We start from the raw sequence: 16941 nt of genomic DNA, 5'->3' as shown, positions 1-16941 counted from the left end.
TCGTTTCGTTTTTCCCCTTTGTCATTTCGTTTTTCCCCTTTGTCATTTCGTTTTTCCCCTTTGTCATTTCGAAGCGGAGCGAGAAATCTCATGATGCCGAGGATGCCTTTCTTAAGGCGGATAATGGCTGCGTGAGATCTCTCCCTGCGGTTCGAGATGACAGCGGGGGCAGGTCGATGAGACAGAGGGACAAGGTCGATGAGACAGAGGGACAAGGTCGATGAGACAGAGGGACAAAGTCGATGAGACAGAGGGACAAAGTCGAGATGACAGAGGGACAAAGTCGAGATGACAGAATATGGAGGGGGCGTCATTCAAAAGGTTGGTCGTAATGGCAGTGCCGGAAAGGGCATTAGCCAGTGCAGAGGTCGCGATGACAGTGCTCGTTGTTCCCGATAGGGCAGAAGGCCGTGATGCCGCACCCGCTGTCATTTCGAAGCGAAGCGAGAAATCTCGTTGTTCCATTCCATTGCCGGAGTCCATTCCAAGCCCTGTTTGAGATCTCTCCCTGCGGTCGAGATGACAGCGGGGGAAGGTCGAGATGACAGAGGGGGTAGGTCGAGATGACAGCGGGAGTAGGTCGAGATGACAGCGGGAGTAGGTCGAGATGACAGCGGGGGAAGGTCGCGAGGCTTTCCCCCCGCCGTTGTCTTTAGCTACCGCTCGAAAAGCTGGGTGATCCCGACCGATACGTGACGAGTATCGGGGGGATGCTGCGCAAGACCAGTCTGGATGAATTGCCGCAGTTGATAAGCATCGTCAAGGGGGATCTGAGCTTTGTCGGCCCCCGGCCCGCGCTGTTCAATCAGGACGATCTGATCGAGCTGCGGACCGACAAGGGAATCCATCGGCTGACGCCGGGCCTGACGCCGGGCCTGACGGGGTGGGCGCAGATCAATGGCCGGGATGAACTGCCTATCCCGGTTAAGGTGGAGTTTGATGAATACTACCTCAAGCACAGTTCCTTTGTTCTTGATCTGAAAATCATCGCCCAGACGGCGCTTAAGGTTGTGAAAAAAGAAAGCGTCACCCATTAAGGTTGGAGAGAAAAAACGCCGCCAGAAAAAAGGGGACATTCATGATATTTACTGTCGAGGATGTCTCTTTCCTTTTCTCTATCCGGATAATCAGATAATTACCTGGATTCCTTTCCTTTCTATTAGATCAAGCAACCTTTTCGAGGCACCGGCAGGTTTCTTGGCGCCTCGTTCCCATTGCTGCACCGTGGAGGTGCTGACATTCATCGCAACCGCAAGGGCAGATTGACTTAGTTTATTTTTTTTTCTCAACCCAACTATTTGGGCGGGAGAATACTCCTTCACATCTGGCAGACATAGAGCCGCAATGTTCCTCATTGTGATTTCATCGACAAGGCCTATCTTGTGAAGATCGGCCATGGTATCCATAATCGAATTTTTTATTGATTCCCGCATAACTTAACCTCAATCAATATTCCTGTTTCTATACATTTTTGAATGTCGGCCGCAGAATAGGCAAACAGTATTCTGGCGAACGCCTTGAGAGCATCGAGTTCTTTGGATGAGAGGTTTGATTTTTCGTTTTTTGCGAAACCATGGATAAAAACGGCCATTTTGTCTTTCTGAAAACAAATGATAGTTCTGCCGCTTTTGCTTTTACCTTGCCCCGCAAACCGGATTCGTTTCTTGATTATCTAGCCTCCAAGACTGGCTTCAAAAGCGCCCTGTTCAACTTCTTCAAGGGCGTTGGCTAAATCGCCAATGGATACGCCCTGATGGGCAGCCCATTGAGAGAATTTCTTTGTCATCAATCTCTTCATTCTTCCAATATAACACCTGGTGCTATAGTTGGCAATTGTGAATCAACATTCAGGATAGCGCCGCCCCTGGTTTGTCATCTCGACCAGCCCCCGCTGTCATCTCGACCAGCCCCCGCTGTCATCTCGACCAGCCCCCGCTGTCATCTCGACCAGCGGGAGAGATCTTATGCAGTCATCATCCGCCCCAGGAAAGGCGTCCTCGGCAACACGACATTTCTCGCTGCGCTTCGAAATGACAGGGGGAAAAAGGAAATGACAGGGGGAAAAAGGAAATGACAGGGGGAAAAAGGAAATGACAGGGGGGGAAAAGGAAATGACAGCGGGGAGGTCGAGATGACAGCAGGGGAAATTGGGGTAAGCCGTCGTCAAACAATAACCGTTACACAGAAATACCTTTCCGGCATAAGGGGCCGTAACGAAATGGTGAAAAATGTAACGGTTATTTCGTAACGGCCCCTAAAAAGATGTAGCGGATCTTCTGAGATTAAGTCACAAAAATCTTTGACCATCGGGCTGTCCTTGTTAGATAAAAAAAGTGTCAAAATATCTTTAGGATCTATCATGTGTCGAGTAGATCTTTGGAAAAAAGAGCGAATATTATCGGTGTCATTTCTTCTCCATAGGTCTTTTAAGGAAACTGCAAAAAACTTAATAATTTGTGAGACATAATCAAGCGCATTGGTTGGAGGGATATAAGTGCGTACTCTTTGAATCAAGGACGTTTTTACTTTCGAATAGAATTCTGCTTCCTCGTGAGAACTGTAGGAAATGCTTGATCTGTTTTTCATCAAAGCAATTTCGTATCCAGGTAAATTGGTGAATTTGTCGAAGTCTTTTGGTAGAGATATATGAAATAAACATTCTATTATATCATTATTCTCTTTTACCCTTTCGCCAAATTTTTTTGAAAGTTCTTCTATATATGCAATAATAAATGGATAATATCGCTGAATGATAAGATCATTTTGAACTGCTTTTGAAGCATCTGCAATCAACAATGTAATATTTGGATGGTGTAACCGGATGTGCTGAAGTATTTGGAAACTAAAATTTCGCCTAAAATAGTCTTGATGTTAGAAGAACGCACTTGCCAAGAATCAAAGGTGAATTCATCGAATATTTCATACCAACGTAAAACAAAGAACTGGTGGGGCGGGATCAGTTATGCCAGCATCAATGAAAAAATCCTTGGTAGGGCGTTTCATGGCTTTGTTGACCTTCTTAAGAATTAATCATTTACTTTCAGGTAAAATGCTGTAAAATCTTTTTTAGAAGTACACTTCAAATCGAAAATAAGAGCCCGACGTGATCTGTAAGTGGTAGAAATGCCCAAGATTACCTCTCGGCTCTTTCTTTTTTTCTGATATATCCCATATCTCATCATTTTTCTTCTAGTTTCTTATCCACAAATCAGAATTGTCGCCGTTCAATAAACGCTGCTTCTGGTTCATGAAACGGCTGGCCGATATCGTGGTCGCCTGTGTCTTTCTGCCTGTGCCCTTGCCGCTGTTTCCCGTACTGGCGCTGCAGATCAAGATTGATTCGCCGGGACCGGTGTTTTATTCCCAGATGCGGATCGGCAGGAAAATGAGCCGTTCCGGGCCTGGTCGTTCTGCCAGGACAAGATCATGACCACCGGCGGCGAGGGCGGGATGGTCACCACCGATGACCGGGACCTGTGGGCGCGGATGTGGTCGCTCAAGGATCACGGCAAGAGCTGGGAGGCGGTGTATGAGCGGCCGCACCCGCCGGGTTTCCGCTGGCTGCATGAGGGCTTCGGTACCAACTGGCGGCTGACCGGGATGCAGTCGGCCATCGGCCGCATCCAACTGCGGCGGATGGCGGAGTGGCATGCGCAGCGGGTCGGGGATGCCGAGGCGATTTGGAATGCCTGCCGGGAACTGCCGGGCCTGCGGGTGCCGGTGATCCCGCCGGAGGTCGAGCGCGCCGCCTACAAGTGCTATGTCTTTGTCGAACCGGCGGCGCTGAAGCCGGCTGGGACCGCGACCGGGTCATGGGCGAAATCGTTGTTCGGGGTGTTCCCTGCTGTTCCGGCTCGTGTTCCGAGGTGTATCTGGAGAAGGCCTTCGACGGCACGAGTTGGCGGCCGCAGGAGCGATTGACGGTGGCCCGGGAACTGGGGGAGACGAGTTTGATGTTTCTGGTGCATCCGGGGATTGGCGAGGGGGAGATTGGGCGGACGATTGAGGTGGTTGGGGAGGTTATGGGGTTGGCTGTATAAGAAATGACCAATGTGTAAGCCGACCGCTATAATATCTATATTGACATTACCCCAGTTCTCACTTAACCTCTAGGTTAATCAGGAATGAACTTACGATCTGTCAGAAAGGGAGTGTGGACCGTTTATGAGGTCTGCAACGATGACGGAAAATCCCCGCTGCTTGCATGGCACAATGAGCTGAATAAGAAATATAGCGGCTCAATCAGAAGACTTTTTGCAATCATTCGTCAGGTTGCCGAAACCCCTCATGGGCCTACCCGACTTTCTGATGAGATTTCACACGAGGTCAACAAGAACGACAGCATTTACGAGTTCATCGCTGGCGACCTCCGACTTTTTTGGTTTTATTCCCAATTTCAGAACAAAATCATAATTTGCAGTTGCCAGCACATAAAGAAAGGCAAGAAGGCAAATAAACAAGAGGTTTCTCGTATCATCAAAATAAAAAAGGACTTCGCGAAAGCATACGAAGCGGGGCAAATTGGATATTTTGACGAGGAGGGTGAAAAAATATGACTGAATATACTTCTTTTTCCGAACTTTGGAGTGACCTGGAAAATGATGAATTATTCCTTGTCGAAAAGAACATTCTTGAATTTACGCTTCAACTCCAACAGCTCATGGAGCGAAAGGGCATTTCGAAAAAGGATCTTGCCGAGGCAATCGGTACATCACAGGCCTATATAACAAAAGTTTTCAAAGGAAAGGCCAACTTTACCATCGCCACAATGACAAAGCTGTCTAAGGCAATCGGCGGTCGTGTGAATATTCATGTTACCAGTGAAGAAGAGAAGAATCCTCGATGGTATCGAGCAATAGAGGGAAAGAAGAAAGTAGTTCCTCGGTGGTGGCGGCCTGATGATTACGAAAATAGCTATTCTCAAAATTACCAAGGGATATTGATGGAGCAACTTGCATCATGAAACCGCCGTTAACAGTAAAAGAATATTTTTTCCCTTTTGTTCAGGTTTCTGCCGATCCGGAATTTACCCCGGGGGATCCAGCCGAACAGATCGATTTCGAAACGAAGGTTGGCGTAGATCATAATCCTGAAAACGGCCTCTACCAGGTTATCCTGGAAATTACAGCACTGCCGGAGAATGAAAAGAAAAAGACTCCGTACGCGATACACCTTGTCGTGGTAGGTTTATTCACTGTAAGCGATAAAATAGAGGATCCTGTTCAATTGCTCAAAGTTGCCGGGGCATCGATTCTGTATAGCGCTGCCAGGGAATTTCTCATAACGATCACTTCTCGTGGTCCCTGGGCTCCATTTTTCCTGCCAACAATTTCTTTCCTACCGTCTCCAGCTGAAAGCGAAGAATTGGTAAAACCAACCAATGTAAGCAAGGAGAAAAAGAAGATCGCTAAAGAAAAGTAGGGGGTAGGGTTGCGTCGTACAGTTGCAGGGATGATATGAAGATTCTCGATAATCGACTATTGGCCGATCTTTCGGCGCAGGCCCGCACCAATCCGCGCTTGCGGCAGAACTACAATCTGCATTCCAGTCTCGACGATCCCTGCCAGCGGCTGCTGAACGCCATGGAGCCGGGATCGTACATCCGGCCGCATCGGCATCTGACGCCGCCGAAGCAGGAAGGGTTCGTCGGGGTGCGCGGGCGTTTGGCCGCAATCATTTTCGATCGGCAGGGGAAGGTGGTGTGATTGTCTTCGGACCCCGGGAAGCGACCTGCGGGGTGGATCTGCCTGCAGTCGTCTGGCATACCGTGGTCAGCCTCGAACCGGGCCTGACGGGGTGGGCGCAGATCAACGGCCGGGATGAACTGCCTATCCCGGTGAAGGTGGAGTTTGATCAGTATTATCTGCTGAACCGGTCGATGTTGCTGGATCTGAAAATCATTGGGCGCACTGCTTTGAAGGTGATCTTGCGGGATGGGGTTTCGTACTGATTTTGTTGCCGGCGTATTGTCTTATCCTTTGTCATTTCCTTTTATCCTTGTCATTTCGAGCGATAGCGAGAAATCTCATTGTTTCCGCCAGGGCGAAGGCCGGGATGCCTCCCCCGCTGTCATTTCGAAGCGCAGCGAGAAATCTTGTCTTTCCGCTGAGATCTGATCCTGCAGCGATCTCTCCCTACGGTCGAGATGACAGCGGGGGCAGGTCGAGATGACAGCGGGGGTAGGTCGCGATGACAGCGGGGGCAGGTCGAGGCGGCAGTACTCGTTGTTCCCGCCAGGGTGAAGGCCGAGATGCTTCCCCCGCTGTCATTTCGAAGCGAAGCGAGAAATCTTGTGTTTCCGCTGAGATCTGATCCTGCAGCGATCTCTCCCTGCGGTCGAGATGACAGCGGGGGCAGGTCGAGATGACAGCGGGGGCAGGTCGAGATGACAGCGGGGGAGGTCGAGATGACAGCGGGGGCAGGTCGAGGCGGCAGTACTCGTTGTTCCCGCCAGGGTGAAGGCCGAGATGCTTCCCCCGCTGTCATTTCGAAGCGAAGCGAGAAATCTTGTGTTTCCGCTGAGATCTGATCCTGTTGAGATCTCTCCCTGCGGTCGAGATGACAGCGGGGGAAGGTCGCGATGACAGCGGGGGCAGGTCGAGATGACAGCGGGGGCAGGTCGAGATGACAGCGGGGGCAGGTCGAGATGACAGCGGGGGAGGTCGAGATGACAGCGGGGGCAGGTCGAGATGACAGCGGGGTAGGTCGAGATGACAGCGGGGGCAGGTCGCGATGAAGGTGGGCGTGAAAATCGACGCTAATTTTATCGGTACTTTCCCCTTGTCAGTAAATACTAGTCTACTATACAGTAAAAATCGCACATTAATCCCGCATGAAAACGTATTGCAGGATTTTGGAAGTAGGGAGACGGGACTATTCATGCAGGCCGATTTTCTCGATGCACACCTCCATCACTGGGAAGACGCGGGGTATCTTTTCGATAACTGCCGATGGGCCAATGCCGATCACCTTTACGGTATTTCCGCTGAGTGTGGTTTGAAGCGATTGATGATGGCTTTTGGTATGCCTCTAGATTCGACCTCCAGTGCGCCCATGCAGAGAGAGGACCGAATCCATGCCCGACAGGCCTGGTCTCGTTATGAAGCGTATCGGTCCGGTCATAGGCAGGGGGCGGCGTATCAACTTTCAACGAATAATCCTTTTGCGGATTGGGATATCTCCGATCGTTATGCGCACCGAAGTAGTTTTGACCAAGCTCGCGCTGAAGCCCATCGTCAAGGCGCACACGTAGTTCTGTCATTGATCAAAAAAGCCATTTTTGAGGGTCTTATCCCATGAGCACCTTCGATCAAGTCCTGCCGACCGTCAGAGAAGTACTCAATGAACATATTCACCAGCTGGCAAAGTTGGGTTCCGTGATAATCAATCGCGACCTCAATGGCCGTATCAGACTGGTTCTCAGTAACACACTACCCGATAATGCTGAAACGAAATCGGCGATAGCGACGCTTGTACAGGCACTCTCAAGCCGTCTTGGACTGCATTGTTTCCCCCCTGAGAACATGGTGTTGTTCGAGCCTTCATTCGAAGCGGTGCTGCAAAACGCTCCAAGATACATCCTCGAGGATCTCCCCGACGTCACCGTGGTCGACCGCTTGGCAACCGAAACCGATTGGTCCAACATCTCTCCCGCCAGTACTCTTGGCCCTCGAATCGTTTTCTTCTCGATCAAAGGTGGTGTCGGCCGTTCCACAGCACTTGCCGTGGCAGCCTGGTCCCTGGCACAAGCTGGGAAAAGAGTGATGGTCCTGGATCTCGATCTGGAATCACCCGGCCTGTCCAGTTCCCTGCTCCCCGGAGAGATCCGCCCCGCCTACGGTATAACAGACTGGCTTGTTGAGGATCTGCTGGATAACACCGCATCCATATTCGAGGACATGGTTGCCATCAGCAACCTATCCCATGACGGCGAGATCCTGGTTGTTCCCGCGCACGGAAACAACCCGGGAGAATACGTTGCCAAACTTGGCAGGGTATGGATGCCCAAGGTAAAAGAAGACGGATCATACGAACGCTGGTCCTGCCGGCTGAACCGTTTACTCGATCAGCTCCAGGAACGCTGGCAACCCAATGTGATTATGATCGACTGCCGTGCGGGCATCGACGAGGTGGCTTCTGCCTGCATCACCGATCTTGGCGCTAAATCAATCCTCTTGTTTGCACTGGACAGTGAACAGACCTGGGAAGGCTATCGCATCCTGTTCCAACATTGGCGTCGAACCGGCGTAGTCCTTGACATCCGTGAACGCTTGCAATTCGTCGGCGCAATGATCCCGGAAATTGAAGGATTAAATTATAGGGATGAATTGTGCGAACATGCCTGGAATCTCTTTACGGAAGAGATTTATGATGAAATACCTGCCGGGGAAAATACAGGCGATCGTTTCAGTTATGACAAACATGACGAATACGCCCCACACTATCCCTGGGCCATCAAATGGCACCGCGGTTTCGCTGCTGTACGATCCATTCATTCACGTGTTCAGCATATAGACCTCAACGAGGTCAATACGATTTTTGGCCCCTTGGTTCACGGATTACAAACAATCAGCGAGACTGAGGAACCATCATGACCGAAGTCGGCGCAATTCGGCAGGCAATCATCGACGCCATCCCCTACAGGACATCAAACTATGGTGAATCTCCCGATCCGAGATTTGTCTATGTTCCCCCGGCACACCTGAAAGCATTGCGACTTGAATCGAACGTGGTCATCGGATCGCGGGGAGTCGGCAAATCATTCTGGACTGCCGCTCTCAATACTCCGTATTTAAGAGCAATGCTTGGCGTTTCCGTTCGAGATTTAGAAAACACTCGGGTTATTCGCATCGGTTTTGCCGGCAATGAAAATATTGATGCTTACCCAACGCCGGAAGTCATTGCCGAGCTTATTCGCAAAGGTTTTACACCTTACGAAATCTGGCGGGCGGTTATCGTGCGCTGGCTGGCCACTATCACGAAGGATACTATCCCCACGGAGACCTGGTCGGCGACCGCAACCTGGGTAAAGTCCAACCCTGAACTACTGGCAAGACTTTCGCAAAACGCCAACAACTTCCTTTTATCCCAAAATGTAAAGGGGTTGATACTGTTCGATGCTCTCGACCGCTCGAGCAACGATTGGCAAACTATGGACACCATCGTTCGAGATCTTCTCAAAGTGGCGTTGTGGATGAAATCCTACCCACACATCCACGCCAAGGTGTTTTTGCGAGAAGACCAATTTTCGCGCACCGTCACCGATTTTCCCGACGCTTCCAAACTATTGGCAACCAAGGCGGAACTTACCTGGCAGCCACACGATCTGCACGGTCTGCTCTGGCAATTGCTATGTAATGCCCCTAATGGACAAGGCGAACTTTTACGCACCATATACAAGGACGTAATCGGCAAAACACCGATACAAAACAAGGAGATATGGTCGCTGACCGACGAGGCGCGTCGGGAAAGTCGACAACAACGCGAGCTATTTGAAGCTCTTGCCGGCAGGTGGATGGGTAAGGATCGGCGACGCGGGGTTCCATACATCTGGACGGTAAGCCACCTGGCGGACGGAAAAGGACGGACATCACCCCGCTCGTTTTTAGCCGCTGTTCGGGAAGCCGCCGAGGACTCCCGGGATAAGTATCCCGAGCATCCTTGGTCATTGCATTACGAGAGCATCAAGCGCGGCGTACAGAAAGCTTCTTCGATCCGTATTGACGAGTTGGCAGAAGATTACCCATGGGCAACAAATATGCTTGGTGCATTACAAGGCCTCACCGTCCCATGTGAATTTGCCATCATCCAAGACCGATGGGACCATCGTTTTCCAAAAGGATTGAAAACCGGTGTTTACGACCGTCTTCCCCCTCAACACCTGGAACGTGGCTGGGCGGGAATTCTCGAAGACCTGGAACGCTTGGGCCTCTTCGAAAGAATGAAAGACTCCCGCATCAACATGCCGGATCTTTACCGTGTCGGTTTCGGATTGGGCCGCCGCGGCGGCGTTAAACCCATGAGCCGGAAATAACGGTAAAATCGATCTTTTCCTGTCATTTCGACCCCCTCATCCTTGTTGTTTCGAGCGAAGCGAGAAATCTGGTTGTTCCCGATAGAGCGAAGGCCGCGATGCTCCCCCCGCTGTCATTTCGAACGCCAGCGCAGCGAGAAATTTTGATGTTCCCGTCAGGGCGAAGTACTGGATGCTCCCCCCGCTGTCATTTCGAAGCGGAGCGAGAAATCTTGTTGTTCCTTTGCCGGAGCCCATTCCAAGCCCTGTTTGAGATCTCTCCCTGCGGTCGAGATGACAGCGGGGGAAGGTCGAGATGACAGCGGGGGAAGGTCGAGATGACAGCGGGGGTAGGTCTGAGATGACAGCGGGGGTAGGTCTGAGATGACAGCGGGGGTAGGTCTGAGATGACAGCGGGGGTAGGTCGCGATGACAGAGGGGGAAGGTCGAGATGACAGCGGGGGAAGGTCGCGATGACAGCGGGGGAAGGTCGCGATGACAGCGGGGGAAGGTCGAGATGACAGCGGGGGAAGGTCGAGATGACAGCGGGGGTAGGTCTGAGATGACAGCGGGGGTAGGTCGAGATGACAGCGGAAGAAAAGGCGAAAAGGTGGGGGAGGGGTGAAATCTCGTTGTTCTCGTTAGCCCTACAACGCAACATGTCAATATAGAAACAATATGCAGTATTCGTACTCCGAAGCGACCTACAGCATGTGGTACGCATGTTCATAAGTGCCGTTGTAGGGTTAGGGCGAAGGTCGAGATGCCTCCCCCGCTGTCATTTCGAAGCGAAGCGAGAAATCTCGTCTTGCGAAGAACGCCACTGTGTGCGATTGAGTATGTGCTCGAATTCATTACAGTTTTTGACAACAACCGCGGCGGTGATGGATCCCCTGCCGGCGCCCGGGGCCAGCCGAGCCTTTATTTATCGAGATTCCTTCGTATAGTGAAAAACGGCAATGATCCGTTCACGAAATTCCAGGAGAGAACCCATGACGATCCACGACTATACTTTTGAAACCGGGATGTACCGCCCCCCCAGCGAAGGAGGGAGTTCTTCCCTTCTCGTCCGCTTTACCCGCAACTGCCCCTGGAACCAATGTACGTTCTGCGCCATGTACAAAACGGAAAAGTTCCAGCTGCGGAGCCTCGAGGAGATCAAGGCCGACATCGATGCCATGGCGGCCCTGGCAGGTGACCTGGCAGCGGAATCGGTTCGCCTCGGTCAAGACGGTCGGATCAACGGCGAGGTCATCCGGGCCTTGTTCGGCCGCGTCCCCGGACTCATCGAGCACCAGGGGGCGCACATGCTGATCGAATGGCTGCTTTCCGGGGGCAGAACCGCCTTTCTTCAGGATGGCAATTCCCTGATCATGCCCCCCGGCGATCTGATCCAGGCCCTGACCTATTTGAAAGCCAAGCTGCCCTCCATCACCAGGATTACCACCTATGCCCGGGCCAGGACCCTGGCCCAGCGGTCCCTCGAAGATCTGCAGGCCGTCCGGGCGACGGGACTGGACCGGCTGCACCTGGGACTGGAAAGCGGTGATGACGAGCTGCTCAGGCAGGTCAGAAAGGGGGTGGATGCCGATGGGCTCATAAGCGGGGGCCGGAAGGCCATGGCGGCCGGGTTCCAGGTTTCGGAATACTGGATGCCGGGCCTGGGCGGTAGGGATATGTCGGAACAGCATGCCCGCAACACGGCCCGGGCCCTCAATGCGATCAATCCCCACTATATCCGCTCCCGGCCCTTCCGGCCGATCCCCGGCACGCCGATGTATGATCAGTATCGGGCCGGGGAATTGACCTTGCAGACACCGGAGGAACAACTGCGGGAGATCGAGCTCATGGTATCGGCCCTGGACGTCACGTCCAAGGTCTGCTTCGACCATGCCGGCAACTCCTGGCGGACACCTGACGGCGATCTGGTCTTCACCCACGACTATGAAGGCTATCAGTTCCCGGCCGACAAGGACAAGGTCCTGGAACGGATTCGCCTCGGTCTGAGCTTCGGCCGGCAACCCGGGCGATCGCGCCCCCGGTGGTGAGGCGGCTGGATGACCGGTACCGCCTTGCCCCCTGGCGGGCGGAGGACAACCTCCCCGGTTTGGACCGATGGTAAGGGATATGTCGTGATTCGTCGGTATATGAATTGTGATGTCGAGTCGGGCGGTGAACGGGCGGGGAGGAGGCTGCGGGTCAGGGATCGGTTGGCTGCACTCGGCTCAGCGGTGCACCGGCCCGATTGCAAGCGAAGATGTGACAAAAAAAGGTGAGCGATGCAGGAATACGAGGGGATTGCCCTGGGCGACCGGGACAGGATGGTGGTGCAGCTGCGCCACCACGGCGGCCATGACGGGGTGACCGGCTCCTGCCATCAGCTGCTGCTCGACGGCCGCAAGAGCCTGCTCGTCGACTGCGGCCTGTTCCAGGGGGCGGAGACCGCCGAGGCCGGGGGCGATGACGACGACCGCCACCGGGTCACCTTCCCGGTGGCGGACATCGTCGCCCTGGTGGTCACCCATGTCCATATCGATCATGTGGGGCGGATCCCCTGGCTGCTGGCGGCGGGGTATCAGGGGCCGATCATCTGCTCCGAGCCGTCGGCGGAGCTGCTGCCGCTGATGCTGGAGGATGCCTTCCGCCTGGCGGTCACCACCCGCCGGGACGTGGTCGACAACTACCTGCGGATGGTCAAAGGCCGGCTCGTGCCGCTGGCCTACAAGACCCCGCACACCCTGCTCGACACCGCCGAGCGCCGGGTGCGCATCCGGCTGCAGCCGGCCGGCCATATCCTCGGCTCGGCCTATGTCGAATGCGATCTGCTCGACCGCCGGACCGGGGTGGAGAAGCGCATCGTCTTCTCCGGCGACCTCGGCGCGCCGTGGGCGCCGCTGCTGGCCGCCCCCCGGCCGCCCTATCGCGCCGATCTGCTGGTGCTGGAGAGCACCTACGGCGACCGGCTGCACGAGGACCGGAGGGCCCGGCGGGAGCGGCTGCGGCAGGCCATCGTCCGGGCCATGGCCGACCGCGGCTCCGTGCTGATCCCGGCCTTCAGCATCGGCCGGACCCAGGAGATCCTCTACGAACTGGAGGAGATGCTCGGGCGGGGGACGGTCCCCGACTTCGAGGTCATCCTCGATTCGCCACTGGCCGACCGGATCACCGACGCCTACTCCCATCTCCAGCCGTGGTGGGACAAGGAGGCGCAGCGGCGGCTGGCCGGCGGACGCAATCCCCTTCATTTCCCGCAGCTGCGGACCGTCAGCGGCCACGAGGACCACCTGGAGCTGGTGGAGGAGCTGCGCCGCACCGGGCGGCCGGCGGTCGTCGTTGCCGGCAGCGGCATGTGCACCGGCGGGCGGATCGTCAACTACCTCAAGGCGATGCTGGGCGACCGCCGCCACTGCGTGCTGTTCGTCGGCTACCAGGCGGCGGGAACGCCGGGGCGGGATATCCTGACCTACGGGCCGAAGGGCGGCTATGTCTTTCTCGACGGCGAGAAGGTCGTCATCCGCACCTCGATCGCGACCATCGGCGGCTATTCGGCCCATGCCGATCAGGCCGGCCTGGTCCGCTTCGCCACCCGGATGCGCCGCCCGCCCGAGGTCATCCGCCTGGTGCACGGCGAGGTCGAGGCCAGGGAGGCGCTGCGCCTCGCCCTGGCGCAGGCCGGCAGCGGGGTGGTTGTACCGGCGGGAAGATAGGGCTGTGGCTTGATTCTTGTGCCCTGGGACCGACTTCTATGGCCCGGTTGTTTCGACTGGTTTTCCAGCGGGGAAAAACGAGATTTCTCGCTTCGCTTCGAAATGACAGCGGGGGCGGCATCACGTCCTTCACCCTACCGGGAACAACGAGCACTGTCATCGCGGCCTGCCCCCGCTGCCATCTCGACCGCAGGGAGAGATCTCATGCAGCGATCATCCACCCCAGGAAGAGCATCCTGGGCATCAAGAGATTTCTCGCTTCGCTTCGAAATGACAGCGGGGGCGGCATCACGTCCTTCACCCTACCGGGAACAACGAGCACTGTCATCTCGGTCTGCCCCGCTGCCATTGCGACCTACCCCAGCTGTCATCGCGGCCTGCCCCCACTGTCGCCTCTTTTTACCTCTGTTGTCATCGCGGCCTGCCCCCGCTGTCGCCTCTTTCTACCTCTGTTGTCATCGCGACCTGCCCCCGCTGTCGCCTCTTTCTACCTCTGTTGTCATCGCGACCTACCCCCGCTGTCATCTCGACCGCAGGGAGAGATCTTTGCAGGCCCAGATCTAAACGTAAAGACGAGATTTCCAGCTGGAGCCCGAAATCACGACAACCAGCATCTCCTCCATTGTCACCCTTCAATATTCCAGTTATTTTGCAGGTCGCCATAACCTTGTTCTTTTGACCACCACACTCTACATTGGACAACATCATGACCACGCGATACGACGCCCTCCTCCGCCGCCTGTTGACGGAAAAACACACCTGGCTGGTGACCGGGGTCGCCGGTTTCATCGGTTCCCATCTGCTGGAGAACCTGCTGCGGCTTGATCAGGAGGTGGTCGGCCTCGATAATTTCTCGACCGGCTACCGCCACAACCTCGACGAGGTCGAGTCGCTGGTGACGGCCGACCAGTGGCGCCGGTTCACCTTCATCGAGGGCGATATCCGCAACCTCGACGACTGCCGCCGCGCCTGCCGCGATGTCGACTATGTCCTGCACGAGGCGGCCCTGGGCTCGGTGCCGCGCTCGATCGAGGACCCGTGCCTGACCAACGCCAACAATATCAGCGGCTTTCTCAACATGCTGGTGGCGGCGCGGGATGCGAAGGTGCGGCGGATGGTGTACGCCGCGTCGAGTTCCACCTATGGCGACCACCCCGATCTGCCGAAGCAGGAAGACCGGATCGGCCGGCCGCTGTCGCCCTACGCGGTGACCAAGCTGGTCAACGAGCTCTATGCCGACGTCTTTGCCCGGACCTACGATTTCAAGGCGATCGGCCTGCGCTATTTCAACATCTTCGGCCAGCGGCAGGACCCCGACGGCGCCTATGCCGCGGTGATCCCCAAATGGTTCGCCGCCCTGATCCAGGGCGAAACCGTCTTCATCAACGGCGATGGCGAGACCAGCCGGGATTTCTGCTTTGTCGACAACTGCGTCCAGGCCAACCTGCTGGCGGCGGTGGCCGAGGATGAGGCGGCGCTGAACCAGGTGTACAACGTCGCCGTCGGGGCCCGGACCTCGCTCAACGAGCTGTTTGCCCTGATCCGCGACCGGGTGGCCGGGTTCGATAAAAAGGCCGGGGCGACGGAACCGCAGTACCGGGATTTCCGCCGGGGCGATGTGCGGCACTCGCTGGCGGCCATTGCCAAGGCGCGGGAACTCCTCGGCTACGAACCGCAGTTCTCGGTGCAGGCCGGGCTGGACCGGATCGCCGGCTGGTACTGGAAGAAACTGGGGTGACAAAACGGGGCGGATGGAGTGTTATGAAGAGAAACCGTTCCGCCTCCCGTTCATCATGTTCGATAATCAACTCCACAGGATATGCGTTAACAGTAAATGACTGAAAACACAAACAGTTTAAAGATATTCGGCATTGGTCTCAATAAGACCGGGACCACCACCCTGGGCCGATGCGGCAAGATCCTGGGGTATCGTTACACGGAATGCGACCGGGGTCTTCTTGAAGATGTAGTCCTGAGAAACGATTTTGCCCGTATCGGACAAACGGTCGAGCGCTTCGACCTCTTCGAGGACTGGCCCTGGCCTTTGATCTATAAAGACCTCGATCGGATGTATCCCGGGAGCAGGTTTATCCTTACAATCCGGAAGAATGAGAATGTATGGCTCGACAGCCTCAAGAGCCATTCGCTGCGGACGCCACCCCTGCAACATTGCCGCAAGCTTGCGTACGGCTATAATTTTCCCCACGGCCACGAGCAGGAACACCTGGAGTTGTATAGGAGGCACAACGACAACGTTCGCGCCTACTTCAAGGACCGTGACCGGGACTTTCTCGAAATATGCTGGGAAAACGGCGACGGCTTTGAAAAACTGTGCAATTTTCTGGGGCGGGAGGTCCCGGCTGTTCCCTTGCCCCATGCGAATAAAAAGAGTGATCATCCGAATCGCCTATGGAGATTCCTGTCCAACAGACTGTTGAGTCTTGTGGGGAATTGAAGCGGGCGTTCGGCCGAGTCGGCGATCGGTGACGGGTATGGATAAACGGATGATCGCATGCCCCCGGGCGGTGGCCCAACCGCCGTATTCCTCGCCCCGTACTTCATTACAGGTAGTGTGAAACAGTTGCCGGGGAAAGTCATGTCCTCTTCTCATCAGAATAGATTGACTTTCATTGACGTTGCCCGCACATACGCGATCTTGTTGGCATTGCTTTCCCATGTTTTTGCCGCCACCGGATTTTTTCAGCAGCTCGGCTCGGATGCCCTGCTCATACGGCAATTCACTCGGATGGCCACGCCGCTCTTTATGTTCATGTTCGGGTTCATGAACGAATATTTTGCCCCTTGGAACATCGTCACTTGTTTCATACACCGCGGGAAATGTGATTCTGACGCTGGTCGGCGCGAAGGTCGGTTCCATGAATCTGTTCGTTTTTGTGATCCTGTTTTTCGCGGCGACTCTCTGTATTACACGAAATATTGAGAGGATCCCCGGTTACACGGTCCTGAGTGATCCGATGAATTTCAAAAGCGGGAAGAGGGGCAGGGTCTGTCTACCCGCTGGAAAATGATTTTTTTCGTCCGGCCCCCGGTTCTGGAACCCGACATGGACCCGACATGAACCCGACATGGCAGCTATATCAGGCGGTTCCGGACCCCGTTTCGCCTGATGTCCTCTTGGTTGGTTTCGTCCGAGTGGGTATAGATTGAACAAAAGAGAGGGCAGTCCCTTTCATTGGCTACCGTGAAATCGTAAAATGATCC

At 54.9% G+C, this 16941-nt stretch carries 17 protein-coding genes and 2 pseudogenes; 15 read left to right on the top strand and 4 right to left on the bottom strand.

Translation table 11 applies throughout. The annotated features are described in order from the left end of the window. Positions 1–671: 671 nt before the first annotated feature. A pseudogene (locus ACWGKN_RS11910) lies at positions 672–1037 on the top strand (sugar transferase); the annotation flags it as partial. Between the two features lie 90 nt (positions 1038–1127). On the opposite strand, the gene ACWGKN_RS11905 reads toward ACWGKN_RS11910, so the two are convergent. The 3 genes from ACWGKN_RS11905 to ACWGKN_RS11895 all read right to left on the bottom strand — a co-directional run bounded on the left by ACWGKN_RS11905 (position 1128) and on the right by ACWGKN_RS11895 (position 2796). Continuing rightward, on the bottom strand, positions 1128–1397 hold the full coding sequence (locus ACWGKN_RS11905; protein ID WP_452095272.1) for a helix-turn-helix domain-containing protein: 270 nt from the start codon (positions 1395–1397) through the stop codon (positions 1128–1130). 20 nt (positions 1398–1417) lie between these two features. After that, positions 1418–1669, bottom strand: coding sequence for a type II toxin-antitoxin system RelE/ParE family toxin (locus ACWGKN_RS11900; protein ID WP_452095328.1), 252 nt, complete (start codon positions 1667–1669; stop codon positions 1418–1420). 494 nt (positions 1670–2163) lie between these two features. Next, positions 2164–2796 carry a hypothetical protein gene (locus tag ACWGKN_RS11895; protein WP_452095271.1) on the bottom strand — a complete coding sequence of 211 codons (633 nt, stop codon included), beginning with the start codon at positions 2794–2796 and terminating at the stop codon, positions 2164–2166. Positions 2797–3247: 451 nt separating this feature from the next. On the opposite strand from ACWGKN_RS11895, the gene ACWGKN_RS11890 reads away from it, so the two are divergent. The 14 genes and pseudogenes from ACWGKN_RS11890 to ACWGKN_RS11825 all read left to right on the top strand — a co-directional run bounded on the left by ACWGKN_RS11890 (position 3248) and on the right by ACWGKN_RS11825 (position 16174). Then, entirely contained in the window at positions 3248–3430 is a 183-nt protein-coding gene (locus tag ACWGKN_RS11890; RefSeq protein ID WP_452095270.1) for a sugar transferase, read from the top strand. Next, positions 3400–4040 (top strand): annotated as a pseudogene (locus ACWGKN_RS11885) (DegT/DnrJ/EryC1/StrS family aminotransferase); the annotation flags it as partial. The gene ACWGKN_RS11890 and the pseudogene ACWGKN_RS11885, both read left to right, overlap by 31 nt. An 84-nt stretch (positions 4041–4124) precedes the next feature. After that, entirely contained in the window at positions 4125–4556 is a 432-nt protein-coding gene (locus ACWGKN_RS11880) for a hypothetical protein (protein ID WP_424255562.1), read from the top strand. Continuing rightward, entirely contained in the window at positions 4553–4963 is a 411-nt protein-coding gene (locus ACWGKN_RS11875) for a helix-turn-helix domain-containing protein (protein WP_035231684.1), read from the top strand. Before ACWGKN_RS11880 ends, ACWGKN_RS11875 begins: the two co-directional genes overlap by 4 nt. Beyond that, positions 4960–5421 carry a protein-export chaperone SecB gene (locus ACWGKN_RS11870; RefSeq protein ID WP_424255560.1) on the top strand — a complete coding sequence of 154 codons (462 nt, stop codon included), beginning with the start codon at positions 4960–4962 and terminating at the stop codon, positions 5419–5421. Before ACWGKN_RS11875 ends, ACWGKN_RS11870 begins: the two co-directional genes overlap by 4 nt. Before the next feature lie 35 nt (positions 5422–5456). After that, positions 5457–5705 carry a WbuC family cupin fold metalloprotein gene (locus ACWGKN_RS11865; RefSeq protein ID WP_052160181.1) on the top strand — a complete coding sequence of 83 codons (249 nt, stop codon included), beginning with the start codon at positions 5457–5459 and terminating at the stop codon, positions 5703–5705. 32 nt (positions 5706–5737) lie between these two features. Further along, complete coding sequence (locus ACWGKN_RS11860; RefSeq protein ID WP_452095269.1) at positions 5738–5950, top strand: sugar transferase; 213 nt, start codon at positions 5738–5740, stop codon at positions 5948–5950. Between the two features lie 782 nt (positions 5951–6732). After that, on the top strand, positions 6733–7299 hold the full coding sequence (locus ACWGKN_RS11855) for an SAM-dependent methyltransferase (protein WP_452095268.1): 567 nt from the start codon (positions 6733–6735) through the stop codon (positions 7297–7299). After that, complete coding sequence (locus ACWGKN_RS11850) at positions 7296–8594, top strand: ParA family protein (RefSeq protein WP_035233497.1); 1299 nt, start codon at positions 7296–7298, stop codon at positions 8592–8594. Before ACWGKN_RS11855 ends, ACWGKN_RS11850 begins: the two co-directional genes overlap by 4 nt. Continuing rightward, positions 8591–10033 carry a hypothetical protein gene (locus ACWGKN_RS11845; protein WP_035233493.1) on the top strand — a complete coding sequence of 481 codons (1443 nt, stop codon included), beginning with the start codon at positions 8591–8593 and terminating at the stop codon, positions 10031–10033. The genes ACWGKN_RS11850 and ACWGKN_RS11845 overlap by 4 nt, the downstream gene beginning before the upstream one ends. A gap of 971 nt (positions 10034–11004) precedes the next feature. Continuing rightward, complete coding sequence (locus ACWGKN_RS11840) at positions 11005–12060, top strand: radical SAM protein (RefSeq protein WP_035228983.1); 1056 nt, start codon at positions 11005–11007, stop codon at positions 12058–12060. 231 nt (positions 12061–12291) lie between these two features. Next, positions 12292–13719, top strand: a complete 1428-nt coding sequence (locus tag ACWGKN_RS11835; RefSeq protein WP_452095267.1) for an MBL fold metallo-hydrolase RNA specificity domain-containing protein — start codon at positions 12292–12294, stop codon at positions 13717–13719. A gap of 706 nt (positions 13720–14425) precedes the next feature. Next, positions 14426–15457, top strand: a complete 1032-nt coding sequence (locus ACWGKN_RS11830; protein WP_035228986.1) for an NAD-dependent epimerase/dehydratase family protein — start codon at positions 14426–14428, stop codon at positions 15455–15457. Positions 15458–15553: 96 nt separating this feature from the next. Further along, positions 15554–16174 (top strand): sulfotransferase family protein, encoded by a 621-nt coding sequence (locus tag ACWGKN_RS11825; protein WP_424254570.1) that lies wholly within the window; start codon positions 15554–15556, stop codon positions 16172–16174. Here the strand turns inward: ACWGKN_RS11825 and ACWGKN_RS11820 are convergent. Next, positions 16127–16597 (bottom strand): hypothetical protein, encoded by a 471-nt coding sequence (locus tag ACWGKN_RS11820; RefSeq protein ID WP_424254592.1) that lies wholly within the window; start codon positions 16595–16597, stop codon positions 16127–16129. The genes ACWGKN_RS11825 and ACWGKN_RS11820 overlap by 48 nt on opposite strands. Positions 16598–16941 lie beyond the last annotated feature (344 nt).

The organism is Desulfoprunum sp., assembly GCF_053613775.1.
The sequence above is the reverse complement of the archived record's forward strand: the minus strand, read 5'-3'. Positions and strand labels throughout refer to the sequence as shown.

Excerpts from the sequence above, each read along its gene's own strand:
- ACWGKN_RS11905 (WP_452095272.1), bottom strand. The coding sequence starts at position 1,397 with ATGGCCGATCTTCACAAGATAGGCCTTGTCGATGAAATCACAATGAGG.
- ACWGKN_RS11890 (WP_452095270.1), top strand. The coding sequence starts at position 3,248 with ATGAAACGGCTGGCCGATATCGTGGTCGCCTGTGTCTTTCTGCCTGTG.
- ACWGKN_RS11880 (WP_424255562.1), top strand. The coding sequence starts at position 4,125 with ATGAACTTACGATCTGTCAGAAAGGGAGTGTGGACCGTTTATGAGGTC.
- ACWGKN_RS11875 (WP_035231684.1), top strand. The coding sequence starts at position 4,553 with ATGACTGAATATACTTCTTTTTCCGAACTTTGGAGTGACCTGGAAAAT.
- ACWGKN_RS11870 (WP_424255560.1), top strand. The coding sequence starts at position 4,960 with ATGAAACCGCCGTTAACAGTAAAAGAATATTTTTTCCCTTTTGTTCAG.
- ACWGKN_RS11865 (WP_052160181.1), top strand. The coding sequence starts at position 5,457 with ATGAAGATTCTCGATAATCGACTATTGGCCGATCTTTCGGCGCAGGCC.
- ACWGKN_RS11855 (WP_452095268.1), top strand. The coding sequence starts at position 6,733 with ATGAAGGTGGGCGTGAAAATCGACGCTAATTTTATCGGTACTTTCCCC.
- ACWGKN_RS11850 (WP_035233497.1), top strand. The coding sequence starts at position 7,296 with ATGAGCACCTTCGATCAAGTCCTGCCGACCGTCAGAGAAGTACTCAAT.
- ACWGKN_RS11845 (WP_035233493.1), top strand. The coding sequence starts at position 8,591 with ATGACCGAAGTCGGCGCAATTCGGCAGGCAATCATCGACGCCATCCCC.
- ACWGKN_RS11840 (WP_035228983.1), top strand. The coding sequence starts at position 11,005 with ATGACGATCCACGACTATACTTTTGAAACCGGGATGTACCGCCCCCCC.
- ACWGKN_RS11835 (WP_452095267.1), top strand. The coding sequence starts at position 12,292 with ATGCAGGAATACGAGGGGATTGCCCTGGGCGACCGGGACAGGATGGTG.
- ACWGKN_RS11830 (WP_035228986.1), top strand. The coding sequence starts at position 14,426 with ATGACCACGCGATACGACGCCCTCCTCCGCCGCCTGTTGACGGAAAAA.
- ACWGKN_RS11825 (WP_424254570.1), top strand. The coding sequence starts at position 15,554 with ATGACTGAAAACACAAACAGTTTAAAGATATTCGGCATTGGTCTCAAT.
- ACWGKN_RS11820 (WP_424254592.1), bottom strand. The coding sequence starts at position 16,597 with ATGGAACCGACCTTCGCGCCGACCAGCGTCAGAATCACATTTCCCGCG.